Raw genomic sequence first — 23,397 nt, 5'->3', positions numbered from 1 at the left:
ATCTGGTGATCGTGGAGCACCTGAGTCTCGTCGACTTCCGCAACTACGCGGCGGCCGACGTGAGTCTGGCCGCCGGTCCGAACGTGTTCGTCGGCCGCAACGGCCAGGGCAAGACCAATCTCGCCGAGGCGATCGGCTATTTCGCGACTCTGGGTTCGCACCGGGTGTCGCAGGATGCGCCGATGGTCCGGTACGGGGCGGATGCCGCCTTCGTCCGCGCCCGGCTCGGGTACGGCGACCGCCGCATCCAACTCGAGGCGCAGCTGAACCGGTCCGGCTCGAACAAGGCGCGCGTCAACGGGTCGCCGGTGCGCACCTCGGAGCTCCCGCGCTACGCGCAGGTCGTGCTCTTCGCCCCCGAGGACCTGCAGATCGTGCGCGGCGACCCGTCCGCGAGACGCCGGTTCGCCGATCAGCTCCTCGTGCAGCGCGCGCCCCGCATGTCGGGCGTGCTCGGCGACTACGACCGCGTGCTCAAGCAGCGCACGGCGCTGCTGAAGTCGGCGCGGGCTCGGGGACTGAAGGCGGAGCAGCTCACGACGCTCGACGTCTGGGACGACAAACTCATCTCGCTCGGCACCGAGATCATCCTGGCCCGCCTGCGCCTGGCCGAGGATCTCGCGCAGCCGATGCGCGACGCGTACGAGGCCATCGCCGGCGCCGACCACGACCCGCAGCTCGAATGGGTGCTCACGGTCGAGGGGTCCGACCCGGAGGACGACGCCGCACCCGTCGCGAAGACCGGTTCCGCCGTCGGGGCCGACGCGGTCGCGGCATCCTTCCGCGCCGGACTGGCGGCGAAGCGATCCCAGGAGCTCGAGCGCGGGGTGACCCTCGTCGGACCGCACCGCGACGACCTCCTCCTGCGCCTGCGCGGACTCCCCGTGAAGGGATACGCCTCGCACGGCGAGTCCTGGTCGACGGCGCTGTCGCTGCGGTTGTCGTCGGCGCAGCTGCTGCGCGACCAGTTGCGCCTCGGCGACCCGATCGTCATCCTCGACGACGTCTTCGCCGAGCTCGACGCCGACCGGCGCGCCCGTCTGGCGGGCGTCGTCGCCGATTTCGAGCAGGTCATCGTCACAGCGGCGGTCGAGGGCGACGTCCCGGCGTCGCTCCGGGTCCGCACCGTCCGTGTCGAGGCGGGCACGATCGTGACGGATGCCGATGTCTGACGCCACCGGCATCCCCGAAACGGTCGCGACCTACCTCCGGCTGCGCGGACTCGAGCCGTCGGCCGCGAAGAAGCGCCGCCGGAAGCGGCGCAACGACGACGACGAGAATCAGCCGTTCACGCCGGGTCGCGATCCCAAGGGCGTCGGCGACCTGCTGGCCGACCTCACCCGGCAGTCGGGATGGGACGCGCAGCTGGCGAAGGAGGACCTCGTGCTCCAGTGGGCCGAGGTCGCCGGCGAGGAGACCGCGCGTCACGCGGATCCCGTGGCCCTGAGCGACGGCGTGCTCACCGTCCAGTGCGATTCGACGGCGTGGGCGAAGAACCTCCACCTCATGCGCGCGACGATCGTCACCGAACTCATCCGGCGGTTCCCGGAGGCCGGCGTCGAGTCCGTGCGTTTCGTGGGGCCGGACGTCCCCTCCTGGAAATGGGGCCCCAGAGCCGTTCCAGGGCGGGGTCCACGCGATACCTACGGTTGACCGACGTCCCGGAGGCTTCGGAAAGGTTTCGTGCCGCCACAGCGGCGTTCAGCCGCGTGACGAAGGCGTGAGGCACTAGACTGGGATCAAGCCCAGACGATGGATGTGGAGCGCGCGAAACCGATGACGTCAGATACCCCCGACAACACTCCCGAGGATCTCGACCCGCCCGCCGCACCCCGGATCCCCGCGGAGTACGGGGCCGACGAGATCCAGGTCCTCGAGGGCCTCGAGGCCGTCCGCAAGCGCCCCGGCATGTACATCGGTTCGACCGGTGAGCGCGGTCTGCACCACCTGGTCTACGAGATCGTCGACAACTCCGTCGACGAGGCCCTCGCCGGCTACTGCGACACGATCCACGTCACGATCCTGGCCGACGGCGGCCTGCGCGTCGTCGACAACGGCCGCGGCATCCCGGTCGACCCGCACTCCTCCGACCCCAGCAAGTCGACGGTCGAGGTCGTCCTGACCGTCCTCCACGCGGGCGGCAAGTTCGGTGGCGGCGGGTACGCGGTCTCGGGTGGTCTGCACGGTGTCGGATCGTCCGTCGTGAACGCGCTGTCGACGCGGTTCGAGGTCGAGATCGCTCGTCAGGGACACATCTGGCGTCAGACGTTCTCGGGTGGCGGCAAGCCCGAGGGCCCGCTCGCCAAGGGCGAGGAGAGCGACAAGACCGGCACGACCATCACGTTCTGGCCTGACGCGGCGATCTTCGAGACCACCGACTTCGACTACAACACCCTGCGCACCCGCTTCCAGCAGACGGCGTTCCTCAACAAGGGTCTGCGCATCACCCTGACCGACGAGCGCCCCGAGGCCCTCGACGTCGTGGATCTGCCCGAGGGCGGTTCCGAGACCACGCAGCGCCACGACGACTTCCTGTACGAGCGCGGCCTGGTCGACTACGTCGAGTACCTCAACAAGGTCCGCAAGGCCGAGGTCATCAACGAGGAGATCATCGAGATCGAGTCGGAGGACACGGTCCGTCACATCTCGCTCGAGCTCGCGATGCAGTGGACCTCGGGCTACACCGAGAACGTCTTCACCTTCGCGAACACGATCAACACGCACGAGGGCGGCACGCACGAAGAGGGTTTCCGTGCGGCGATGACGATGTACATCAACCGCTACGCCAAGGAGAAGGGCCTCCTCAAGGACAAGGACGAGAACCTCGCCGGCGAGGACATCCGTGAGGGCCTGACCGCCGTCATCTCGGTGAAGCTCTCCGAACCGCAGTTCGAGGGCCAGACGAAGACCAAGCTCGGCAACACCGAGGCGAAGGCCTTCGTGCAGAAGGTCGTCGGCGACCAGCTCATGGACTGGCTCGACCGCAACCCGCAGCAGGCGAAGCTCATCATCACGAAGGCCATCGAAGCGGCGACCGCGCGCATGGCGGCGCGCAAGGCGCGCGAGACGGCGCGTCGCAAGAGCGTCTTCGAGTCGGCATCCATGCCCGAGAAACTCAAGGACTGCACGAGCAAGGACCCGTCGATCAGCGAGATCTTCCTCGTCGAGGGCGACTCGGCCGGCGGCTCGGCCGTGTCCGGCCGCGACCCCGAGCGTCAGGCGATCCTGTCGCTGCGCGGCAAGATCCTCAACGTCGAGAAGGCGCGGCTCGACCGTGCCCTGGGCAACGCCGAGATCCAGGCGATGATCCAGGCGTTCGGCGCCGGCATCGGGCCGGACTTCGACATCGAGAAGGCCCGGTACCACAAGGTCGTCCTGATGGCCGATGCCGACGTCGACGGTCAGCACATCACGACGCTCCTGCTCACCCTCCTGTTCCGCTACATGCGCGGGCTCGTCGAGGCGGGCTACGTCTACCTCGCGCAGCCCCCGCTGTACCGGCTGAAGTGGTCGAACGCGCCGCACGAGTACGTCTACAGCGACGCCGAGCGCGACGCGCTGCTGCGCGAAGGGGCCGCGGCGGGCCGCCGCATCCCGAAGGACAACGGCGTGCAGCGCTACAAGGGTCTCGGCGAGATGAACGCCAAGGAGCTGTGGGAGACGACGATGGACCCCGAGACGCGCACGCTGCGTCAGGTGACCATCGACGACGCGGCCGCGGCCGATGAGATCTTCTCCGTGCTGATGGGCGAGGACGTCGAGGCGCGGCGCGGATTCATCCAGCGCAACGCCAAGGACGTGCGGTTCCTGGACATCTGAGTCCACCGCATCCGCCCCGGCACTCCGACGACGAACGAAGACTGAGAGAACATGGCTGACGAAGAGCGTCCCGACCCGAACGCCGGCTACCAGCACGGCAACATCGACCAGGTCGACCTCCAGGTCGAGATGCAGCGGAGCTACCTCGACTACGCGATGAGCGTGATCGTGGGTCGCGCGCTGCCGCGCGTCGAAGACGGCCTCAAGCCCGTGCACCGCCGCGTCATCTACGGCATGTACGACGGCGGGTACCGTCCCGACAAGAGCTACTCGAAGTGCGCCCGCGTCGTCGGCGAGGTCATGGGTCAGTACCACCCGCACGGTGACAGCGCGATCTACGACGCGCTCGTCCGTCTCGTTCAGCCGTGGTCGCTGCGCTACCCGCTGGCCGACGGTCAAGGCAACTTCGGCTCCCCCGGCAACATGGGCGCCGCGGCCCCCCGGTACACCGAGACCAAGATGGCCCAGCTCGCCCTCGAGATGGTGCGCGACATCGACGAGGACACCGTCGACTTCGAGGACAACTACGACGGCCGCACCCGCGAGCCCGTCGTCCTGCCCTCGCGCTTCCCGAACCTCTTGGTCAACGGCTCGGTCGGTATCGCCGTCGGCATGGCCACCAACATCCCGCCGCACAACCTCCGCGAGGTGGCCGACGGTGTCATGTGGGCCCTGCAGAACCCGGATGCCTCCCGCGAGGAGCTCCTCGATGCGCTGATCGAGCGCATCCCGGGGCCGGATTTCCCCACCGGCGCGCAGATCCTCGGCACGAAGGGCATCCGCGAGGCGTACCGCACGGGTCGCGGCTCGATCACGATGCGCGCCGTCGTGAACGTCGAGGAGATCCAGAACCGCACCTGCCTGGTCATCACGGAACTCCCGTACCAGGTCAACCCCGACAACGTCGCCGCCAAGATCACCTCGCTCGTGCGCGAGGGCAAGCTCAGCGGCATCGCCGACATCCGCGACGAGACGAGCGACCGCACCGGTCAGCGACTCGTCGTCGTCCTCAAGCGGGACGCCGTCGCGAAGGTCGTCCTCAACAACCTGTACAAGCACACGCAGCTGCAGGAGAACTTCGGCGCGAACATGCTCGCCATCGTCGACGGTGTGCCGCGCACGCTGCCGATCGACGGCTTCATCAGCTACTGGCTCGCGCACCAGTTCGAGGTCATCGTCCGCCGCACCCGCTACCGGCTGCGCGAGGCCGAGAAGCGCATGCACATCCTGCGCGGCTACCTCAAGGCGCTCGACGCGCTCGACGAGGTCATCGCCCTCATCCGCCGCTCCCCCACGGTCGACGAGGCGCGCGAAGGGCTGAAGTCGCTCCTCGACGTCGACGACGCGCAGGCCGACGCGATCCTGACGATGCAGCTGCGCCGCCTGGCCGCCCTCGAGCGCCAGAAGATCGTCGACGAGGCCACCGAGCTCGAGCTCAAGATCGCGGACCTGAACGACATCCTCGTCTCGCGCGACCGCCAGAGCGGGATCATCGCCGAGGAGCTCGGTGAGATCGTCGCGAAGTTCGGCGACGAGCGTCGCACGCACATCCTGCACGGCTACGACGGCGACATGTCGATGGAGGACCTGATCCCCGAAGAGGAGATCGTCGTCACCGTCACGCGCAACGGCTACGTCAAGCGCACACGCAGCGACAACTACCGCTCGCAGCACCGCGGCGGCAAGGGTGTGAAGGGTGCGCAGCTGCGCGCCGACGACGTGGTCGAGCACTTCTTCGTCTCGACGACGCACCACTGGCTCCTGTTCTTCACGACCAAGGGGCGCGTCTACCGCGCAAAGGGCTACGAGCTCCCCGAGGGCGGACGGGATGCGAAGGGGCAGCACGTCGCGAACCTGCTCGCCCTGCAGCCCGGCGAGGACGTCGCGCAGATCCTCGACATCCGCGACTACGCCGCGGCCGAGTACCTCGTCCTCGCGACGCGCGACGGCAAGATCAAGAAGACGGCGCTCACCGAGTACGACACGAACCGGCAGGGCGGCATCATCGCGATCCGCCTGCGCGGTCAGGACGAGGAGGACGGCGACGAGCTCGTCAGCGCGATGCTCGTCGACTCGACCGACGACCTCCTGCTCGTCTCGCGCCTGGGCATGTCGCTGCGGTTCACGGCGAACGACGAATCGCTGCGTCCGATGGGCCGTTCGACCGAGGGTGTGAAGGGCATGTCCTTCCGCGACGGCGACAGCCTGCTCTCGGCATCCGTCGTGCGTGACGAGGGATTCGTCTTCGTCGTCACCCAGGGCGGCTACGCCAAGCGCACCTCGGTAGACCAGTACCGCGTGCAGGGCCGCGGCGGTCTCGGCATCAAGGTCGCCAAGCTGCACGACGACCGCGGCGAGCTCGCGGGCGGTCTGATCGTCAGCGCCGACGACGAGGTCCTCGTGGTTCTTGCCAGCGGCAAGGTGGTACGCTCGGCCGTTGCTGAGGTGCCTGCGAAGGGTCGCGACACGATGGGTGTCGTCTTCGCTCGCCCCGATGACGACGACCGGATCCTCGCGATCGCCCGCAACGGCGAGCGGGGTCTGGCTGAGAGTGCGGGGGCCGAGGAGGCCGCCGCAGCTCCCGAGACCACCGAAGAGAGTGACGCATGAGCTCCGTAGCCGACAAGCTGGCCAAGAAGTCCTCGAGCCGGACGACCGCGAAGCAGGTCCGCCTCCGTCTCGTCTACGTCGACTTCTGGTCGGCCGTGAAGCTGTCCTTCCTGGCGGCCGTCGCCCTCGCGATCGTCACGGTCGTCTCGACGCTGCTCGTCTACCTTGTGATCAGCTCGACCGGTCTCGTGGGCCAGGTCGACGCCCTGCTGGGTGCGGTCAACGGCGAGAACACCTTCACGCTCGCCTCGATCCTCAACCTGCCCCAGGTGATGGCGTTCGCCGCGGTCGTCGCGATCCTGAACCTCATCGTCGTGACGGTGCTGGGTGCGGTCCTCGCGGGTATCTACAACCTCATGGTCAAGGTCACCGGCGGCCTGCTCGTCGGCTTCACCTCGAACTGAGGCGGATGCTGCGGCATCCGCTCACGCGACGGATGTCCCGAGCAGCAGACCCAGCGCCCAGGTGACGGCGAGGGCGAGCGCCCCGCCGACGACGAGACGCACGACGGCCCGCCGCTTGCCGGCGCCGCCGAGGGTCGCCGAGATCGTACCGGTCAGACCCAGCGCGATGAGGACGGCGACGAACGTCGTCGGCACCCGCCATTCCGCCGGTGGCAGCAGGATCGCCAGGAACGGCAGCAGCGCGCCGAGCGTGAAGGCGATCGCCGACGACACCGCAGCCTGCCACGGGCTGGTCAGCTCGTCGGGGTCGATCCCGAGCTCGATGTCGAGGTGCGCGCGCAGGGCGTCGTGCGCGGTCAGCTCCTCGGCTACCTTCCGCGCGGTCTCCGCACTCAGCCCCTTCGCCTCGTAGAGTTCGGCGAGCTCGCGGAGTTCCTCGTCGGGCATCTCGGCGAGCTCCCGCGTCTCCTTCTCGATGAGCGCGCGCTCGGTGTCGCGCTGGCTGCTCACCGAGACGTACTCGCCGAGCGCCATCGAGATCGCCCCACCCACGAGAGCGGCGGACGATGCCGTGAGGATCGGTCCGAGGTCGCTCGTCGCACCGGCGACGCCGACCGCGACGGCGGCGACGCTGACGATGCCGTCGTTCGCGCCGAGGACACCGGCGCGCAGCCAGTTCAAGCGTTGGCCGAGGCCGGCGCCCTGCGGTTCGCGGTGGCCGGGCTCACGGGGAATGGTCGTGCTCATGAGCCCAGTGAATCAGAACAAACGGATGCGCGGGCCGTCGCCGCCGCGGATTCGTCAAACGGCGCCCTCTTCGGGTAAAGTCTTGGAGGTTGCAGGCGTGAGCCGGCAACGACGGGGCTATAGCTCAGGCGGTTAGAGCGCTTCACTGATAATGAAGAGGTCCCAGGTTCAAGTCCTGGTAGCCCCACCGTCACCGCACCGGGGGCCTTAGCTCAGTTGGTAGAGCGCCTGCTTTGCAAGCAGGATGTCAGGAGTTCGAATCTCCTAGGCTCCACAGTCCAGAAACGCCGGTTCCCCACAGGGTCCGGCGTTTCGCGCATCCGGTCGTCATATCCCGTCACGCCGCGACACGGATCGTCGTCTTCTTTGACACCCCTGCGGCCATGGCGGAGATTCGTTCGCACAGTCCTCGGAGCGAGGCGGAACGGAGCGGATGATGACGGAGACGACGGCGGGCCTCGAGCCCACGAAGTTCGCCTACTGGGTGCCCAACGTATCGGGCGGACTGGTGGTGTCCTCGATCGAGCAGCGGACCTCGTTCGACCTGGACTACAACATCGAACTGGCCCGCACGGCCGAGCGCGTCGGCTTCGAGTACGCGCTCAGTCAGGTGCGGTACCTGTCGAGCTACGGCGCGGCGCAGCAGCACGAGTCGACGTCGACGAGCCTCGCCCTGCTCCTGGCGACCGAGAAGCTGAAGGTCATCGCGGCGGTGCACCCGGGCCTGTGGGAGCCGGCGGTCCTCGCGAAGTTCCTCCTCACGGCCGACAACTTCTCGAAGGGTCGCGCGGCCGTCAACGTCGTGTCGGGCTGGTTCAAGGACGAGTTCACCAAGCTCGGACTCCCCTGGCTCGACCACGACGAGCGCTACCGGCGGTCGGGCGAGTTCCTGCAGGTCCTGCGCAAACTGCTGACCGAGGAGAACGTCCGGTTCGCGGGCGACTTCTACCGGGTGAACGACTTCACGCTGCGGCCCGGACCCTACCCGGTGGCCGGGCGACCGCATCCGGAGATCTTCCAGGGCGGCAACTCGACGGCGGCGCGTTTCAACGGCGGCGCTTACGCGGACTGGTACTTCTCCAACGGCAAGGACTTCGACGGCTTCACCGAGCAGTACGACGAGGTCACCCGCATCGCGGCGGAGCATGGACGCCGCGTACGGTTCGGCCTGAACGGCTTCGCGATCGTGCGCGACACCGAGGCCGAGGCGCGCGAGCAGTTGCGCGAGATCATCGCCAAGGCCGACACCGAGGCCGTCGAGGGCTTCCGCACGTCCGTCCAGCAGGCGGGTCCCGCGACCGCCGACCGCAAGGGGATGTGGGCGGACTCGAGCTTCGAGGACCTCGTCCAGTACAACGACGGGTTCCGCACGCAGCTCATCGGCACACCCGAGCAGGTCGCCCGACGCATCGTCGAGTACCGCCGGCGCGGGGTCGACCTCCTCCTCCTCGGCTTCCTGCACTTCCAGGAGGAGCTCGAGCAGTTCGGCGAGAAGGTCATCCCTCTGGTGCGCGAACTCGAGGCTCAGACGGGGGTCGCGCAGCGTCACCACGCCAACGTGTGAGGAATCTTGCGCTGATCTTGAGGTGATGTTGCGCTTCGCTTGCGCCGCACCCGACACCATGAAGGGTGTCGCCGTTGGAGACGACCACCCGAAGCTCGGATCCATCGTGAGCAGCAACTCCGCTGGGGGACGCGGAGTTTCCGGGGGCTCTGCGCGACAGGGCCTGGGGTGCGTGGCTGGGGAGCTCGCACCCCAGGCAGTCCCCCGCGTCGAGGTGGCGCGTAGGGTGAACGCGTGGATATCCGCGTCGCCGCGTACGCCGTCATCACCGACGGGGACCGCATCCTGCTCGCTCACTGGAACAGCCCCACGAGACCCGCGTGGACCATGCCCGGCGGGGGCATCGATCCCGGTGAGGATCCGAAGGATGCCGCGGTGCGCGAGGTCTTCGAGGAGACGGGGTTCCACGTGGAACTCGACGGCATCCTCGGCACCGACTCGCAGGTGATCGCCGCCAAGGACCGGCTGCACGGCGAAGGGCCCATCCAGGCGCTCCGCATCCTCTACCGCGCGCACATCGTCGGCGGCGACCTCCGCAATGAGGAGGACGGATCGACCGACGAGGCGGCGTGGTTCCCGCTCGCCGACGTTCCGGCGCTGACCCGGGTCGGTCTCGTCGACACCGCCCTGCGGATGGCGGGGCTGCTGCCTCAGGCCTGACGCTCGCCCATCGCCTGCGAGATGTCGGCGACCGTCGCGCCGTAGGCACGGATGAGGTCGTCGGCGTCGACGAAGAGGCTGAAGCCGTGGGCGCCGGCTCCCATCGCGATCCGTCGACCCGTGATGGTCTCGTCCGCGTAGACGGGCCAGTCCGTCGTGCTGCCGATCGGTGTGATCGTGCCGCGCTCGAACCCCGTCGCCGCGAGCGCCAGCTCCGGTTCGGGCAGCCGCAGTTTGTTCACACCGACCACGGCCCGCAGCTTCGGCCACGAGATGGCGCGATCGCCCGGGATGAGAGCGAACAGGTAGGTGTCGTCGCTGCGCTTGACGACGAGGGTCTTCACGATGTCGGATGCCGCGAGACCCAGCAGCCGTGCGGCTTCCTCGAGACTCCCCGCGGCCGGCCGGGCGACGAACTCCACCGACAAAGACCGGGAGCGCGCCGCTTCAGCGACGCGCTCCGACGGTACGGGCGTGGATTCAGGCATCCGGTGCACGCAGCGGGTCGTCCGCCACCCACAGCTCGTCGTCGGCACGCAGCGTCTGCCACGCGGCGTAGAGCACACCGGCGGCCGCGGCGATGCCGAGGATGAGGGCGAGGACGCCGCCGGCGCTCGGGCCGCTCTTCTTCTCGGGGACGCTGAGCTTCTTCGTCGCCTTCTTGCCGGCCTTCTTCGCCTTCTTGCGGAAGTCGTCGGCGTCGAAGCCGCCGAGCCCCTTGCCCTTCGCCAGACGGAGACGCGTGTCGTTGGCGACGTCCCACACGGACAGGGCGGTACCGACGACGGCTCCCGCGGCGGGGACGATGGCGCCGTTGAGCACCTTGCGTCCGGTCTCGACACCGCGGTCGACGTAGGGAGCGGCGTACCGCTCGTAGGAGTGCTTGGCGGCGGGCACCACGTGGTCGTGGTTGTACTTGCCGAGCTGGCGACCCGCCTCGCGGGCGACCTCACCGGCCTGGCCGACCAGCACCTGCTGGGACTCCCAGAGGTTCGCAGCCTGCTTCTGCAGCTTGCGGAGTTCCTTTTTGGTCTTGCGGTTGAGGCTCACGGGGCCCTCCCTTTTCGGGGTTCATCCGGGGACGTAGTGGGTCCATACTGCCAGACGCATTCAGGCTGTGAGGGGGGTTGCAAGTGAGAGGATGATGGGTATGCCGATTCACTCCGCTGTCGCAACCCTGCACACCACCCACGGCGACATCGTCGTCAACCTGTTCGGCGACCAGGCGCCGCGCACCGTCAAGAACTTCATCGGCCTCGCCGACGGATCCCAGGCGTGGACGCACCCCGCCACCGGCAAGCCGGGCGAGGGTCCCCTCTACACCGACGTCATCTTCCACCGCATCATCCCGGGCTTCATGATCCAGGGCGGCGACCCGCTCGGTCAGGGCGTCGGCGGACCGGGCTACAACTTCGACGACGAGATCAGCCCCGAGCTGACCTTCAGCAAGCCCTACCTCCTCGCCATGGCGAACGCGGGCCTGCGCCGCAACGCCATCACGGGCAAGGCCGAGGGCACCAACGGGTCGCAGTTCTTCATCACGACCGACCCGACCCCGTGGCTCAACGGCAAGCACACGATCTTCGGCGAGGTCGCCGATGACGCCTCCCGCAAGGTGGTCGACGCCATCAGCGCCGTCCCGACCGGTGCGCAGGACCGTCCGCTCGAGCCCGTCGTCATCTCCTCGATCGACATCGCCGAGGCCTGATCCCTTCGTGACCTCGGCCGACCCCCGGACCAATCCGGACAACTTCTGCTACCGGCATCCCGACCGTCAGAGCTTCGTGCTCTGCCAGCGATGCCTCCGCACCATCTGCCCCGAGTGCCAGACCCCGCTTCCGGTGGGGGTCATCTGCCCGGAGTGCCTGGCGGAGCAGCAGAAGGGCGCGCGGTCGGCCGAGGTGAGGCGGATGCCGGGGCGGTTCGCACGCAAGATGCGCAGCGACCGCCCCATCGTCACCTACGCCATCATGATCGTCACGGTCGCGGTCTACCTGGTGCAGCTGATCCCCGTCGTCGGCGGCGCGGTCACGGGTGCACTCGCCTTCGCCCCGCCGTATGTCGTGCCGGGCACCGGTGCGCCCTTCGAGCCCTGGCGGATGGTGACGGTGGCCCTCGTGCACTCGACACCGCTGCCGTTCCACGTCGCTCTGAACATGCTGGCGCTGTGGGCTTTGGGCCGCAGCCTCGAACCCCTTCTCGGCAAGGCGCGGTTCCTGGCCCTCTACGCGCTGAGTGCGATCGGCGGATCGGTCCTCGTCGCGCTCATCGCGCCCGGTTCCGCCGTCGTCGGTGCGTCCGGCGCGGTCTGGGGTCTGCTCACGGCCATGCTCATCATCGGGCGCCACGTCGGCGCGAACATCCTCCCGATCGCGATCCTGCTCGGGATCAACCTGGTGTTCTCGTTCGTGGGTGCCGGAGTGTCCTGGCAGTCGCACATCGGTGGCGGTCTCGTGGGTCTGCTGGTCGGTTTCGTCTTCGCGCGGACACGCGCGCAGAACCGTCAAAGCCTGCAGGCGCTCCTGCTCGTCGTGATCGGCCTCGGCCTCGTCGCCCTGGCGGTCACGGTACCCGGTCTGCTTTACCTCTGAGTTATCCACAGGTTCATCCCCAGGTGGGGATGAATCACACGGGTGTAATTCCCGCCGGGGCAGAGGGATGCCGCAGGCTCAGCGCCAGCGCGTTGTCATGAGGAACCCGATGAACGCGATGCCGAAGCCGATCGCGAGGTTCCACGGTCCGATCTCGGGGATCGGGAAGGCCTGGCCGCTCAGGTAGAAGACGATGATCCAGATCAGACCGATGAGCATCAGCCCGAGCATGATCGGCTTGAACCAGACGGGGTTGGGGGCGGCTTCGCCCTCGGTCTGGACGAGTCGGTCGTCGTCCTTGTCTCCACGTGCCATGGGGGGAAGTCTACCTGCCAGCCCGGATTCAGCCTTCGCTGGCTAAACTCCGATCGTGACCGACTCCTCGCCCACGGAGCACCCCACCCGACGTTCCCGTCGCCCGCGTCCTCGTCGTCGCGCCACGGTTGCGAGCGTCCTCGGCGAGATCCTCCTCACGTTCGGCGTGCTGACGCTGCTCTACGTCTCCTGGCACACCTGGATCGGTGACGCCATCGTGCAGAGCGAGCAGCACGCGGCGGCGCAGGCGCTCGCCGACGAATGGGCGAACGAGGCGCAGGAGGAGCCGGCACCGTCCGAGACACCCGCGCCCGACGCGACGGCCGAGCCCGGGTCCCCGGCGGCGATTCCCGTCCTCGGCGACCAGTCGCACGGTGACGTGTTCGGGATCATGAAGGTGCCGCGGTTCGGGGCGAACTGGCAGTTCAAGATCGCCTCCGGCATCACGCGGCCCGACATCCTCGATCGCGGGGAGATCGGGCACTACCCCGACACCGCGATGCCCGGCGCGGTCGGGAACACCGCGTACGCCGCGCATCGCTGGACCTCCGGGGCCCCCTTCGACCCCATCGACCGCTTGGTCATCGGCGACGCGATCGTCATCCAGACGAAGGCGGGCTGGTATACCTACCGGTTCCGCTCGCTCGAGTACGTGCAGGAGACGCAGGTGCAGGTGCTGCTCCCCGTCCCCAATCAGCCGGACGTCGAGGCCAACGGCCGATACCTGACGCTCACCAGCTGCGCGCCGAAACTGAACTCCCTGGAGCGCATCATCGCCTACGCCGTGTTCGACGAGTTCACCCCGACCGCCGACGGACCGCCGGCGTCGCTGACCGGCGGGGTGGGCGCCTGATGTACGCGGCTCTCTGGCGTGTGCTGCCCGGTCCGTGGTGGGTGCGGGTGCTGATCCTGATCGTGCTGGCCGCGATCATCCTGTACCTGCTCTTCTACTACGCGTTTCCATGGGTCTTCCACACGCTGTGGCCGAGCGAGGAGTCCACCGTCGGCGGCGGCGGGTGACCACCGGCATCCGTGTCCTCGTCGTCGACAACCACGACAGTTTCGTCCACACCCTGATCGGGTACCTCGCCGAGTTGGGTGCCGACGTCGAGATGGTCGAATCGGATGCCGCCGACGTCCTCTCCCGGATGGACGATGCCGACGGCGTGCTCATCTCCCCCGGCCCCGGGACGCCGGAGGACGCGGGCGCATCGATCGAGGTCGTCCGCCGGTGTGCGAGGACGGCGACACCCCTGCTGGGCGTCTGCCTCGGACACCAGGCCATCGCCGCGGCGTTCGGCGGCGTGGTCTCTCACGCACCCGATCTCATGCACGGGCGGACGTCGGCCGTGCACCACGAGGGGGCGGGCGTGTTCGCCGGGTTGCCGGATCCCTTCACCGCGACGCGGTACCACTCGCTCGCGGTCGAGCGGAGCAGTGTTCCGGCGGAGCTGCGCGTGACGGCGTGGACCGCGTCCGGAACGGTCATGGGCCTCGCCCATCGGTCGCTGCCGATCGAGGGTGTGCAGTTCCATCCCGAGAGCGTGCTCACCGAGGGCGGTTACCTGCTGCTGGGCACGTGGCTGGAGGGCATCGGAGTGATGGATGCCGCAGCGCGCGGCGCCCGGCTGTCACCGCATCGCACCGTGACGTGACCGCGGGAGTCAGCCGCTGCAGGTCGTGAGGACGATCTCCGACCCGACGGGAACCTCGCCGATCGCCGACTGCACCTTCACCATGCGCGGGTCGGTGGCCGGGCAGGAGGGATCCTCCTGGATGACGGGGTCGAGGCGGTACTCGTCCGAGCCGAGGATCTCGGCGGCCTTGTCGACCGTGTAGTTCAGCGCGAAGTCCTCCACGGTGACGGTACCGGTGGCGACTACGAGGTCGACGGCGGTACCGAGGGGGACCTCTTCGCCGGCGGTCACGGGCGCGCCGTCCACGGATCCGCTGATCACGACATCGGCCGCCAGGGCGGGGTCGTTGCGTCGCGTGATCGAACCGAGCGTGAGGCCCTCCTGCTCGAGGGCGGTCGTCACCTCGTCGACCGTCAGATTGGCGAGGGTGGGGATGGCAGCCATCTCGACACCCTCCGAGACGTACACGGTCACCTGGTCCCCCGGTGCGACGGTGGTGCCGGCCGCGGGGTCGGTGCGCACCACGGCGCCCTCGGGGACGTCGGCGCTCGTCTCGCCGACCTGCAGCGGCTCGAGCTGGTCCTTGCCGAGGACCTCCTGCGCGCGGTCCCAGGTCATCGTCACGACGTCGGGGACGGTGAGCGCGTTCGGGGTGACGGTCCCCTCCTCCGGGCGGATCGTGTTCACCCAGATGAAGACCGACACGAGCAGCACGGCGAGCATCGCGATGCCGGCCCACACCCACGCGACGGGCGGCCCGGCCTGCGTGCGGCGCATCGTGTCGTCGCTCGTCAGTTGGCGCAGCGACCGCGCGGTCTCGGCCGCCTGCTTCGGGTCGGGTCCGTACAGCTCGTTGCTGAGGTGCTCGACGCGTCGCTTACTCGGCGCCTTGCGGCCGGTCGCGGCGGCGAGGGCGTCGCGGAAGGCGACGGCGGTCTGCGGCCGCTGGAACGGGTCCTTCGCGAGCGCGCGCAGCACGAGGGCGTCGAGCGACCGCGGCACGGTCTCGACCACCTCGGACGGCGGGACGGGCGCCTCGGACACGTGCTGATAGGCGACCGCGATCGGGTTCTCGCCGCGGAACGGCGGCTGCCCCGTCAGCAGTTCGTAGAGGACGATGCCGGCCGAGTAGATGTCCGCGCGGGCGTCCACAGGGTCGCCCTTGGCCATCTCGGGCGAGAAGTACGACGCGGTTCCGATGATCGCGGTGGTCTCGGCGACCGTCGACGACGAGTCAGACACGGCACGCGCGATGCCGAAGTCCATGACCTTCACCTGACCGGCATCCGTCACCATGACGTTGCCGGGCTTGATGTCGCGGTGGACGACGCCGGCCCGGTGAGAGTACTCGAGGGCTTCGAGGATGCCGTCGGTGTAGCGCAGGGCGTCCTCGATCGTTACGGGACCCTCGCTGATGATGTCCTTCAGCAGGCGCCCCGAGACGAGCTCCATGACGATGTACGGTTCGGGATGCGGCTGACCCGCGGCATCCGTCCTCGTCTCCTCGCCGGCATCGAAGACACGGACGATCGCAGGGTGCGACATGCGCGACGCGGACTGCGCCTCGAGGCGGAACCGCGTGCGGAACGCCCCGTCGGCGGCGAGATCCGGCTCGAGGATCTTGATGGCGACGTCGCGCCCGAGCGTGAGGTCCTGCCCGCGGTACACCGAAGCCATGCCGCCTCGGCCGATGAGATCATCGACGCGGTAGCGGCCCGAAAGCACGCGTTGCTGTACGGACACATCACTCCCCGGAATGGAACCCGGACAGCCTATCCGACCCCGCTCGAAAGCCCGCTGAAAGCGGTCGTGGTCAGCCGTCGCCCTCGCCGTCGGCCGGCGGGGTCTCCTCGGGTGCGGGCACGATCGACGCGGACGCCTCGGGAGAGCTCCCCGACTCGCGCTCGGTGCCCTCGCCCGTGCACGTGACGGTGTAGGTCACCGAGAGGGCCTGGCTGTTGTCGTCGACGACGATCTTCGCCGGACGCTGGTCGATGCCGAAGCTCGCCGTCGACTCGCCGTTCGTGTCGAAGATGCCGCCCGAGAGCGTCATCGTGTAGCTCGACGCCGTGGGAGCGCCCGCGGGGCAGGTGTAGCTGTCCCACATGACCTGGACCGTCGATCCGGCGGTGACGGTGCCGTCGCCGTTGCCACCCTCGATGCGGGGGGCAGCGGGCACTCCGAGCGCCGCGGCGTCGGCGTAGTACAGCAGCGTGATCTCGCGGTCGAAGCGCACGTTGCCGGTCGGGTCGACGCTGTAGACCTGACCGGCCTCCGCGTCGGTGTCCGCCTCGGCACCGCGCTCGCAGACGACGTTGTCGAAACCGTTGTCGTTGAGGATCGCGGTGGCTTCCTCGCACGTCTTCCCCTCGAGCCCCAGGGTCGCGGGGTTCGCGGTCGTCGGCTCGGTCTCGGTGGGGGTCGGTGCGGGTGAGGAGGGCGGGACGCTGGCGCTCGACGGCGGGTTCGGGGGCGTGTTGCTCGGAGCCGCGGTGTTGCCTTGCGGCATGAACAGCGTGATCAGGAAGCCCACGAGGACGATGGTCAGCAGCACGATGAGCGCGACGAGCGGCCACGTCCACGGGCTGCGCTTCTTCTTGCGCTGCGTCCCCGCGGGCGAGGCCTGGTCGGTCGACAGCGCGGCCGTGCCCGTGCCGACGGCAGCAGCCGCACCGGCCCCGGCCGCCGCGGCGGCGCCGGCGGGCAGGAGCCGGGTCGTGGCATCCGATCCCGTGGTCGGGGTCAGCAGCTGGGTGAACGCGTCCGCGTCGGCGGCGCCGCCGATCGCGGGGACGATGGCCGCGGCACCGGCGACGTCCCCACGACGCAGCGCGCCGGCGGCGCGCGCGACGGCGGAGGTCGAGGCGGGACGGTCCTCGGGCTTCTTCGCGATCATGCTCATCACGAAGCGCTGCACGGGCTCGGCGACCGTGTCGGGCAGCGGCGGCGGGGTGTCGTTGATCTGCGCCATCGCGATGGCGACCTGCGACTCACCCGTGAACGGACGACGACCCGCGAGCAGTTCGTAGGCGACGATGCCGAGCGAGTAGATGTCGGTGGAGGGGGATGCCGCGTGCCCCGACGCCTGCTCGGGCGAGAGGTACTGGACGGTTCCCATGACCTGGCCGGTCGCGGTCAGCGGCACCTGGTCGGCGATGCGGGCGATGCCGAAGTCGGTGATCTTGACGCGGCCGTCGGGGGTGATCAGCAGGTTGCCGGGCTTGATGTCGCGGTGGACGAGCCCCGCGGCGTGGGCCGCTTGCAGCGCCGACGCGGTCTGCGCGACGATGTCGAGCGTCTTGTCGGTCGAGAGGGCGCCCTCGCGCTCGAGGATCGTCGACAGCGCCTCGCCGGGGACGAGCTCCATGACGAGGAAGGCGGAGCCGTTCTCCTCGCCGTAGTCGAAGACGCTGGCGATGCCCTCGTGGTTCACGAGCGCGGCGTGACGGGCCTCGGCGCGGAAGCGCTCGAGGAAGCCCGGGTCGCCCATGTACTCGTCTTTGAGGATCTTGATGGCGACCGTGCGGCCGATGACGTGGTCGGTGGCCTCCCAGACCTCGCCCATGCCGCCGATCGCGATCCGCGAGTCCAGTTCGTACCGTCCGCCGAAGCTCACACCCTGCGTCGGTCTCATTCGCTCAGCACCGCCTCAATCACTTTCTTCGCGATCGGGGCCGCGATCCCGTTGCTCGTGCCGTTCTGGCCGAGCCCACCACCGTTCTCCACCATCACCGTGACGACCACTTCCGGGTCCTCTGCGGGCGCGAAACCGGTGAACCAGAGCGTGTACGGGTCCCCCGGATTGTGCTCCGCCGTTCCGGTCTTCCCGGCGACGTCGACGCCGTCTATTCTCGCACCCGACGCGGCGCCGTTTTGGACATTGCCGATCATCAGGGTCGTCATCGTCTCGGCCACCTCGGGGGTCAGCGCTTCGCCGAACTGCGTGTTCGCGGGCTCGTCCTGCACCGTCAGATCGGCCGCGACGACGCGGTCGACCATCCGCGGGTTCATGACGACGCCGTCGTTCGCGATGCCGGCGGCGACCATCGCCATCTGCAGCGGGGTGGCGCGCACGTCGGTCTGACCGATGCCGCTGAGCGCGGTCTGCGGCTCGTCGAAGCCCTCGGGGTAGCTCGACGCGGCGACGTCGAGGGGGATCTCGAAGGCAGAGTTGAAGCCGAACTTCTGCGCCTGTTCACGGATGGCGTCGGTGCCCAGCTCGAGCGCGAGCTCGGCCATGGGGATGTTGCAGCTGAGCCGCAGCGCGGTCTCGAGCGTCGTCTTCTCCCCCGGTCCGCACGTGCCGCGGTCGAAGTTGTGCAGGACGTTGTTCGTTCCCGGGAGCGTGAAGGTCGCCGGGTTGTCGAACTCGGAGTCGGGGGTGTACTTCCCCGAGGCGAGGGCGGCGGACGCGACGACGAGCTTGAAGGTCGATCCGGGGGGCTCCGTCTCGCGGGTCACCCGGTTGGTGAGCGGTCGCAGCGGATCCGCCTGCAGCTCCTGATCGGCGGCGTTGACCGCCGAGCTGTTGTGCGAGGCGAGCTTGTTGGTGTCGAAGCTGGGGCTGGTGGCCATCGCGAGGATGCGGCCGGTGTCGGGCTCCATCGCGACGACCGCGCCCTCGAGTCCGTCCAGCGCGTCGTACGCCACCTTCTGCACCGCGGGGTCGAGCGAGAGGAGCACGTTCGACCCGCGCGGCGGCTGGCCGCTCACGATCTGGTCGAGACGGGTCAGGAACTGCTGGCTGCCGGTGCCGGCGAGGGCCGCGTTCATCGCGTACTCGAGCCCGGTCGAGGAGCGCAGGACGGGGTTGATGAACCCGGTCACGGGCGCCCACATCTCGGCATCCGGGTACGTGCGGATCCAGCTGTAGACGTCGTCGCTCGGCTCGGACGACGCGATCGCCGTACTGCCGGCGAAGATCGTGCCGCGCTGCACCGCGTACGAGTCGTACAGCGTGCGCCGGTTGTCGGGGTTCTCGTTCAGCTGACCGGCGAGGGCCACCTGGATCACGCTCGTCGCCGCGAACAGGCTGAGGAACATGAGGAGCACGACGACGCTCAGTCGACGGAGTTGCTTGGTCATCCGATCACCACCCGGGGCCTGGAGCGGACGGCATCCGAGATCCTCAACAGGATCGCGATGATGAGGAAGTTCGCGATGAGGGAGGAACCGCCGGCCGCGAGGAACGGCATCGTCAGACCCGTCAGCGGGATGAGACGGGTGACGCCGCCGACCATGATGAACACCTGCAGCGCGAGGGTGAACGACAGCCCCGTCGCGAGCAGCTTTCCGAAGTCGTCCTGACCCGCGATGCCGATCCGGATGCCGCGGCTGACGAAGACCATGTAAAGGGCCAGGATCGCGAAGACGCCGACCAGGCCGAGTTCCTCACCGAGGCTCGGGAGGATGTAGTCGTTGTGGGCGAGCGGCGTCAGGTCGGGTCGGCCCATGCCCCAGCCGGTGCCGATGAGTCCGCCGTGGGCGAGGCCGAAGATGCCCGAGACGAGCTGGAAGCTGCTGCCGTTGATGTAGTCCGGGTTGAAGGCGTCGAGCCAGTTCGAGAACCGGGAGGCGACGTAGGGCAGGACCTGCGCGGCGGCCAGGGCGCCCGCGACGGCCAGGAGGACGCCGAGGATCGCCCAGCTCGCCTTGCCCGTCGCGACGTAGAGCATCGCGATGAACATGCCGAAGATGAGGATGCCGGTACCCAGGTCGCGCTGCAGGACGATGATCCCGAGCGAGACACCCCACACGATCAGCAGCGGCCCGAGCTGGCGGGCGTGCGGCCAGGTGATCCCGAGGAAGCGCGTGCCGACCGAGGTCAGGGCCTCGCGGGTGCGGACGAGGTAGCCGGCGAAGAAGATCGCGAGGCAGATCTTCGCGAGCTCGCCGGGCTGGAACGAGAAGACACCGGCGACCGACACCCAGACGTCGGCGCCCGCCTCGATGCCGAGTCCCGGGACGAAGGGGAGCAGCAGCAGCAGGATGCCGCTGAGGCCGAAGACGTACGTGTACCGGAAGAGCACCCGGTAGTTGCGCAGGAAGATGACGACGAGGATGGCGCCCGCGATCGCGATCGCCGCCCAGACGAGCTGGCGGAACCCGAGCGAGGACCAGCCGACGCGGTCCTCGGCGATGTCGAGGCGGTAGATCATCGCGACGCCGATGCCCGTGAGGAGCGTCGCGATCGGCAGGACGAACGGGTCGGCGTCGCGGGCGCAGATGCGGGTCACGATGTGCAGCGCGAGCGAGAGCCCCGCCAGCCATCCGCAGTACGAGAGGAACGTCGGGTCGATCTCGTCGCGGGCGCCCAGCTGGACGAGCAGCACGGCGACCGTCGAGACGATGATGGCGAACACGAGCAGGCCGAGCTCGCGGTTGCGCTGGGTCGCCGGCATCCGGAGCTTCCGGAGTGCCTTGATGACCGTCGTGTCGGTTTCTACCGCGGCTGTCATGGGGTCCCCTGGCGGAGGTTGTCGACGATCGCCTCGGCGTCGGCGAGGGATCGGGCGGAGATGGTCTGCTCCACGGACAGCCGCTGATAGGCGGGCAGGTCCGCGAGGAGGATGTCGGTGTCCTCGTACGGCGTCGACAGCGAGATCGGACCGATGTCCTGTTGGATGCCGCGGTAGATCACGACGCTGTCGTCGTCGGGGCCGACGAAGTAGCGCGTCTGGGTCCAGGCGTACCCGGCGAAGACCCCCGCGGCGAGCACCGCGACGATCGCGATGAAGCCGACGAACCACCAGACGCGGCGCCGGCGCGCGCGGCGCCGGTCCTCTTCTATGAGCTCCTCGAGGTACTCGGCCGCGGGCTCGAAGTGGCTGGGCTCGTTCGCCGCCTGGCGTCCGGTCTGGAACCAGCCCGTGCGGGCGGGGCGCGCCACGGGGACCTCGATGCCCTTCGGCGTGGCCGCGGACCCGACGACGGTCGCGGTGCCGCTGAACATCGGATGCCGCCCGCCCACGTCGACGAGGACGATCGTGACGTTGTCGGGGGCACCGGCATCCAGCGCCAGCTTCAGGAGCATGTCGGCGGTGCGACCCGGGGCGAGGTCCTGGCGCAGGACCTTGGCGGTCTGCGCGTCGTCGACGACGCCGCACAGGCCGTCGGAGCAAATGAGCCACCGGTCGCCCGGCTGGGTCTGCATGATGAACGCGTCGACCTCGGGATCGGTGCCCATGTCGCCGAGCACGCGCATGAGGACGGACCGGCGCGGGTGGTAGCGCGCTTCTTCGGGGGTGATCCGGCCCGAGTCGACGAGGCGCTGGACGAAGGTGTGATCGGTCGTGATCTGCGTCAGCACGCCGTCGCGGAAGAGGTAGACGCGGGAGTCGCCGATGTGGGCGATGACGGCGTAGTCGTCGACCATGAGCACGGCGCTGACCGTCGTGCCCATTCCGGCGAGCTCGGGGCGCTCGGCGACCGTGTCGACGAGGACGTGGGCGGCGTCGACGATCGATTCGCGGAGCTCGCGCTCGGCTTCGGCCGGCGTCGGGAACCCGTGGTCGAGGCCCTCGAGGTGGTGGACGGCGATGCTCGAGGCGATGTCACCGCCGGCGTGCCCGCCCATGCCGTCGGCGACGACGAACAGGTTCGAGCCCGAGAAGCCCGAGTCCTGGTTGTTGGAGCGGACCTTCCCGGTATGCGAGATGGCGGCGCTCGAGCCCTCGAAGACCATCGGTGCGGGCCGTTACTTCCGCAGCTCGAACGTCGTGGCGCCGACCTTGATCGGAGCGCCGACGATGACGGGGACGGGGGATGCCACGCGCTCGCCGTCGTGCCAGGTGCCGTTCGTCGAGTCCAGGTCCTGCACCATCCACTGCTCACCCCAGAGGACGAGGCGGGCGTGGTGGCTCGAGGTGTAGTCGTCGCGGATGACGAGGCCCGACTCGCTGGAGCGGCCGATCGTCAGGGGCTCGTCACCGAGGGGCAGTTCGAGTCCGGCCTTCGGTCCGCTCGTGATGACGATGCGGGACACGGTGTTGACCGTCGCCTTCTGGGGACCCGAGGGTGCCGCCGGGCGCGTCATGACCGGCGAGACGATGGAGGTCTCGGCGTTGGCCGGGGCCGTCGCGACGGGGCCCGCGGCGGCCGGTGCCGGCTCGGGCATCTTGCGCACCTTGACGCCGAACAGGTCGGCGCGCAGCGAGTAGACCACTGCGAAGACGAAGAACCACAGCAGGATCAGGAATCCGATCTGCAGCAGCAGGAGTGTCAGTTCGCTCATGCCTGGCCTCCGAGGTCGAACAAGCGGGTCGCGGGATCCTGCGGCCGCGGGGAGATGCGGGATGCCGCCTGCGCGACGACGCGGAACGTGATGCGCGTGCGGCCGATCGTGACGACGGAGTCCGGCTCGAGGGCGGCCTCCGAGACCTTCTGCCCGTTCAGCTGGGTGCCGTTGGTCGAGCCGAGGTCGCGGACCATCGCACGGCGACCGTCCCACAGGATCTCGACGTGGCGACGGCTGGTGCCGGCGTCGGGGATCGTGATGTCGGCATCCGTCCCTCGGCCGATCACGGTGCGGCTGCCGGTGAGGCGGTGCTGCGTGCCGTCGATCTCGACGACGCCGTGCCACGAGACCTCCTCGGCTGAGGCGGAGCGCGAGTCGACGCGGACGGTGCCGGTCGTCAGGGACTCGTCGGGGTTGATCGCGAGCGAGACGGGGCCTGCGAAGCTGTACTTCTGCGCCTTGGCGTGGCCCTCGACCAGCTGGACGAGTTCGTCGTGCAGTGTGCGGCCGAGGGCGCCCATGCGTTCGTGGTCGGCGGGGGCGAGCCGGACGACGAGCGTGTTCGGCACGAGGATGCGGTCGCGCGAGACGACGGCGGCCTTCGCATCGAGTTCGGCACGCAGTGCGGAGGCGATCTCTACAGGCTGCACACCGCTGCGGAAGGTCTTCGCGAACGCGCCGTTCACGGCGCGCTCGATTCCCTTCTCGAAGCTGTCAAGTAGTCCCACGGGGCTCCTCAGGCAGTCTGGACCGGTGCTCACATGCTAGTTGTCGACCCTGGCAGGGTCTGGGGAACACAGCTGCGGCCGTTTCT

General features: G+C 69.0%; 23 protein-coding genes and 2 tRNA genes. 14 read left to right on the top strand and 11 right to left on the bottom strand.

Features of this window, described 5'->3' with window-relative positions:
- Positions 1-5 precede the first annotated feature (5 nt).
- The 5 genes from recF to ACPEH2_RS07545 all read left to right on the top strand — a co-directional run bounded on the left by recF (position 6) and on the right by ACPEH2_RS07545 (position 6,833).
- On the top strand, positions 6-1,172 hold the full coding sequence (gene recF, locus ACPEH2_RS07565; protein WP_217528894.1) for a DNA replication/repair protein RecF: 1,167 nt from the start codon (positions 6-8) through the stop codon (positions 1,170-1,172).
- Positions 1,159-1,653 carry a DUF721 domain-containing protein gene (locus ACPEH2_RS07560; RefSeq protein ID WP_217528896.1) on the top strand — a complete coding sequence of 165 codons (495 nt, stop codon included), beginning with the start codon at positions 1,159-1,161 and terminating at the stop codon, positions 1,651-1,653. The genes recF and ACPEH2_RS07560 overlap by 14 nt, the downstream gene beginning before the upstream one ends.
- A gap of 123 nt (positions 1,654-1,776) precedes the next feature.
- Positions 1,777-3,819 (top strand): DNA topoisomerase (ATP-hydrolyzing) subunit B, encoded by a 2,043-nt coding sequence (gene gyrB / locus ACPEH2_RS07555; protein WP_064002919.1) that lies wholly within the window; start codon positions 1,777-1,779, stop codon positions 3,817-3,819.
- 51 nt (positions 3,820-3,870) lie between these two features.
- Complete coding sequence (gene gyrA / locus ACPEH2_RS07550) at positions 3,871-6,429, top strand: DNA gyrase subunit A (protein ID WP_253035462.1); 2,559 nt, start codon at positions 3,871-3,873, stop codon at positions 6,427-6,429.
- Entirely contained in the window at positions 6,426-6,833 is a 408-nt protein-coding gene (locus tag ACPEH2_RS07545) for a DUF3566 domain-containing protein (RefSeq protein WP_064002812.1), read from the top strand. The genes gyrA and ACPEH2_RS07545 overlap by 4 nt, the downstream gene beginning before the upstream one ends.
- A gap of 21 nt (positions 6,834-6,854) precedes the next feature.
- Here the strand turns inward: ACPEH2_RS07545 and ACPEH2_RS07540 are convergent, their stop codons facing one another.
- A complete protein-coding gene (locus ACPEH2_RS07540; protein WP_359918419.1) occupies positions 6,855-7,580 on the bottom strand; it encodes a VIT1/CCC1 transporter family protein in 726 nt (241 codons plus the stop codon).
- Positions 7,581-7,693: 113 nt separating this feature from the next.
- On the opposite strand from ACPEH2_RS07540, the gene ACPEH2_RS07535 reads away from it, so the two are divergent.
- The 4 genes from ACPEH2_RS07535 (at position 7,694) to ACPEH2_RS07520 (ending at position 9,804) form a co-directional block, all read left to right on the top strand.
- A tRNA-Ile gene (locus tag ACPEH2_RS07535) sits at positions 7,694-7,767 on the top strand.
- A gap of 14 nt (positions 7,768-7,781) precedes the next feature.
- Positions 7,782-7,854, top strand: a tRNA-Ala gene (locus ACPEH2_RS07530).
- Between the two features lie 162 nt (positions 7,855-8,016).
- Complete coding sequence (gene sfnG / locus ACPEH2_RS07525) at positions 8,017-9,144, top strand: dimethylsulfone monooxygenase SfnG (RefSeq protein ID WP_359918403.1); 1,128 nt, start codon at positions 8,017-8,019, stop codon at positions 9,142-9,144.
- Between the two features lie 234 nt (positions 9,145-9,378).
- Entirely contained in the window at positions 9,379-9,804 is a 426-nt protein-coding gene (locus ACPEH2_RS07520) for an NUDIX hydrolase (protein WP_064002815.1), read from the top strand.
- Here ACPEH2_RS07520 and ACPEH2_RS07515 read toward each other — a convergent pair.
- Positions 9,795-10,292, bottom strand: a complete 498-nt coding sequence (locus tag ACPEH2_RS07515; RefSeq protein WP_359918401.1) for an aminoacyl-tRNA deacylase — start codon at positions 10,290-10,292, stop codon at positions 9,795-9,797. The two genes, ACPEH2_RS07520 and ACPEH2_RS07515, sit on opposite strands and share 10 nt — an antisense overlap.
- On the bottom strand, positions 10,285-10,854 hold the full coding sequence (locus ACPEH2_RS07510; RefSeq protein ID WP_217528917.1) for a DNA helicase: 570 nt from the start codon (positions 10,852-10,854) through the stop codon (positions 10,285-10,287). Before ACPEH2_RS07510 ends, ACPEH2_RS07515 begins: the two co-directional genes overlap by 8 nt.
- A gap of 100 nt (positions 10,855-10,954) precedes the next feature.
- On the opposite strand from ACPEH2_RS07510, the gene ACPEH2_RS07505 reads away from it, so the two are divergent.
- Both ACPEH2_RS07505 and ACPEH2_RS07500 read left to right on the top strand, forming a co-directional pair.
- The gene (locus tag ACPEH2_RS07505; RefSeq protein ID WP_311286641.1) at positions 10,955-11,512 is read left to right on the top strand and encodes a peptidylprolyl isomerase; all 558 of its coding nucleotides are present in this window, start codon (positions 10,955-10,957) and stop codon (positions 11,510-11,512) included.
- Positions 11,513-11,519: 7 nt separating this feature from the next.
- Complete coding sequence (locus ACPEH2_RS07500; protein WP_359918397.1) at positions 11,520-12,395, top strand: rhomboid family intramembrane serine protease; 876 nt, start codon at positions 11,520-11,522, stop codon at positions 12,393-12,395.
- A gap of 78 nt (positions 12,396-12,473) precedes the next feature.
- Here the strand turns inward: ACPEH2_RS07500 and ACPEH2_RS07495 are convergent, their stop codons facing one another.
- Entirely contained in the window at positions 12,474-12,710 is a 237-nt protein-coding gene (locus ACPEH2_RS07495) for a cell division protein CrgA (RefSeq protein ID WP_253035455.1), read from the bottom strand.
- Between the two features lie 55 nt (positions 12,711-12,765).
- Between ACPEH2_RS07495 and ACPEH2_RS07490 the strand changes: the two genes are divergently transcribed.
- Genes ACPEH2_RS07490 through ACPEH2_RS07480 form a run of 3 tightly spaced genes read left to right on the top strand, consistent with a single transcriptional unit; the run spans position 12,766 to position 14,365 of the window.
- On the top strand, positions 12,766-13,563 hold the full coding sequence (locus ACPEH2_RS07490; protein WP_253035454.1) for a class E sortase: 798 nt from the start codon (positions 12,766-12,768) through the stop codon (positions 13,561-13,563).
- Positions 13,563-13,730 carry a hypothetical protein gene (locus ACPEH2_RS07485; RefSeq protein ID WP_251577382.1) on the top strand — a complete coding sequence of 56 codons (168 nt, stop codon included), beginning with the start codon at positions 13,563-13,565 and terminating at the stop codon, positions 13,728-13,730. Before ACPEH2_RS07490 ends, ACPEH2_RS07485 begins: the two co-directional genes overlap by 1 nt.
- Entirely contained in the window at positions 13,727-14,365 is a 639-nt protein-coding gene (locus ACPEH2_RS07480; RefSeq protein WP_359918395.1) for an anthranilate synthase component II, read from the top strand. The genes ACPEH2_RS07485 and ACPEH2_RS07480 overlap by 4 nt, the downstream gene beginning before the upstream one ends.
- Positions 14,366-14,374: 9 nt before the next feature.
- On the opposite strand, the gene pknB is transcribed toward ACPEH2_RS07480, so the two are convergent.
- From pknB to ACPEH2_RS07445, 7 genes are all read right to left on the bottom strand, one after another.
- Positions 14,375-16,072 (bottom strand): Stk1 family PASTA domain-containing Ser/Thr kinase, encoded by a 1,698-nt coding sequence (pknB, locus tag ACPEH2_RS07475; protein ID WP_359918634.1) that lies wholly within the window; start codon positions 16,070-16,072, stop codon positions 14,375-14,377.
- A gap of 88 nt (positions 16,073-16,160) precedes the next feature.
- Positions 16,161-17,981: a protein kinase domain-containing protein gene (locus tag ACPEH2_RS07470; protein ID WP_359918393.1), complete on the bottom strand. Its 1,821-nt coding sequence runs from the start codon at positions 17,979-17,981 to the stop codon at positions 16,161-16,163.
- Positions 17,978-19,432, bottom strand: a complete 1,455-nt coding sequence (locus ACPEH2_RS07465) for a peptidoglycan D,D-transpeptidase FtsI family protein (RefSeq protein ID WP_064002824.1) — start codon at positions 19,430-19,432, stop codon at positions 17,978-17,980. The genes ACPEH2_RS07470 and ACPEH2_RS07465 overlap by 4 nt, the downstream gene beginning before the upstream one ends.
- On the bottom strand, positions 19,429-20,805 hold the full coding sequence (locus tag ACPEH2_RS07460; RefSeq protein ID WP_359918391.1) for an FtsW/RodA/SpoVE family cell cycle protein: 1,377 nt from the start codon (positions 20,803-20,805) through the stop codon (positions 19,429-19,431). The genes ACPEH2_RS07465 and ACPEH2_RS07460 overlap by 4 nt, the downstream gene beginning before the upstream one ends.
- Positions 20,802-22,031 (bottom strand): PP2C family protein-serine/threonine phosphatase, encoded by a 1,230-nt coding sequence (locus ACPEH2_RS07455; RefSeq protein ID WP_311286632.1) that lies wholly within the window; start codon positions 22,029-22,031, stop codon positions 20,802-20,804. Before ACPEH2_RS07455 ends, ACPEH2_RS07460 begins: the two co-directional genes overlap by 4 nt.
- Positions 22,032-22,043: 12 nt before the next feature.
- A complete protein-coding gene (locus ACPEH2_RS07450) occupies positions 22,044-22,580 on the bottom strand; it encodes an FHA domain-containing protein FhaB/FipA (RefSeq protein WP_253035718.1) in 537 nt (178 codons plus the stop codon).
- Entirely contained in the window at positions 22,577-23,311 is a 735-nt protein-coding gene (locus ACPEH2_RS07445) for a DUF3662 and FHA domain-containing protein (RefSeq protein WP_359918388.1), read from the bottom strand. The genes ACPEH2_RS07450 and ACPEH2_RS07445 overlap by 4 nt, the downstream gene beginning before the upstream one ends.
- Positions 23,312-23,397: the final 86 nt, after the last annotated feature.

Source organism: Microbacterium sp. NPDC064942, from assembly GCF_049545525.1.
In the GTDB taxonomy this organism is placed as follows: domain Bacteria; phylum Actinomycetota; class Actinomycetes; order Actinomycetales; family Microbacteriaceae; genus Microbacterium; species Microbacterium gawkjiense.
Note: the sequence above shows the minus strand (reverse complement) of the source record. Positions and strands in the feature narration are given on the sequence as shown.

Excerpts from the sequence above, each read along its gene's own strand:
- ACPEH2_RS07545 (WP_064002812.1), top strand. The coding sequence starts at position 6,426 with ATGAGCTCCGTAGCCGACAAGCTGGCCAAGAAGTCCTCGAGCCGGACG.
- ACPEH2_RS07460 (WP_359918391.1), bottom strand. The coding sequence starts at position 20,805 with ATGACAGCCGCGGTAGAAACCGACACGACGGTCATCAAGGCACTCCGG.
- ACPEH2_RS07560 (WP_217528896.1), top strand. The coding sequence starts at position 1,159 with ATGCCGATGTCTGACGCCACCGGCATCCCCGAAACGGTCGCGACCTAC.
- ACPEH2_RS07465 (WP_064002824.1), bottom strand. The coding sequence starts at position 19,432 with ATGACCAAGCAACTCCGTCGACTGAGCGTCGTCGTGCTCCTCATGTTC.
- ACPEH2_RS07495 (WP_253035455.1), bottom strand. The coding sequence starts at position 12,710 with ATGGCACGTGGAGACAAGGACGACGACCGACTCGTCCAGACCGAGGGC.
- ACPEH2_RS07470 (WP_359918393.1), bottom strand. The coding sequence starts at position 17,981 with ATGAGACCGACGCAGGGTGTGAGCTTCGGCGGACGGTACGAACTGGAC.
- ACPEH2_RS07505 (WP_311286641.1), top strand. The coding sequence starts at position 10,955 with ATGCCGATTCACTCCGCTGTCGCAACCCTGCACACCACCCACGGCGAC.
- ACPEH2_RS07455 (WP_311286632.1), bottom strand. The coding sequence starts at position 22,031 with ATGGTCTTCGAGGGCTCGAGCGCCGCCATCTCGCATACCGGGAAGGTC.
- ACPEH2_RS07485 (WP_251577382.1), top strand. The coding sequence starts at position 13,563 with ATGTACGCGGCTCTCTGGCGTGTGCTGCCCGGTCCGTGGTGGGTGCGG.
- ACPEH2_RS07515 (WP_359918401.1), bottom strand. The coding sequence starts at position 10,292 with ATGCCTGAATCCACGCCCGTACCGTCGGAGCGCGTCGCTGAAGCGGCG.
- gyrB (WP_064002919.1), top strand. The coding sequence starts at position 1,777 with ATGACGTCAGATACCCCCGACAACACTCCCGAGGATCTCGACCCGCCC.
- sfnG (WP_359918403.1), top strand. The coding sequence starts at position 8,017 with ATGACGGAGACGACGGCGGGCCTCGAGCCCACGAAGTTCGCCTACTGG.
- ACPEH2_RS07450 (WP_253035718.1), bottom strand. The coding sequence starts at position 22,580 with ATGAGCGAACTGACACTCCTGCTGCTGCAGATCGGATTCCTGATCCTG.
- gyrA (WP_253035462.1), top strand. The coding sequence starts at position 3,871 with ATGGCTGACGAAGAGCGTCCCGACCCGAACGCCGGCTACCAGCACGGC.
- ACPEH2_RS07540 (WP_359918419.1), bottom strand. The coding sequence starts at position 7,580 with ATGAGCACGACCATTCCCCGTGAGCCCGGCCACCGCGAACCGCAGGGC.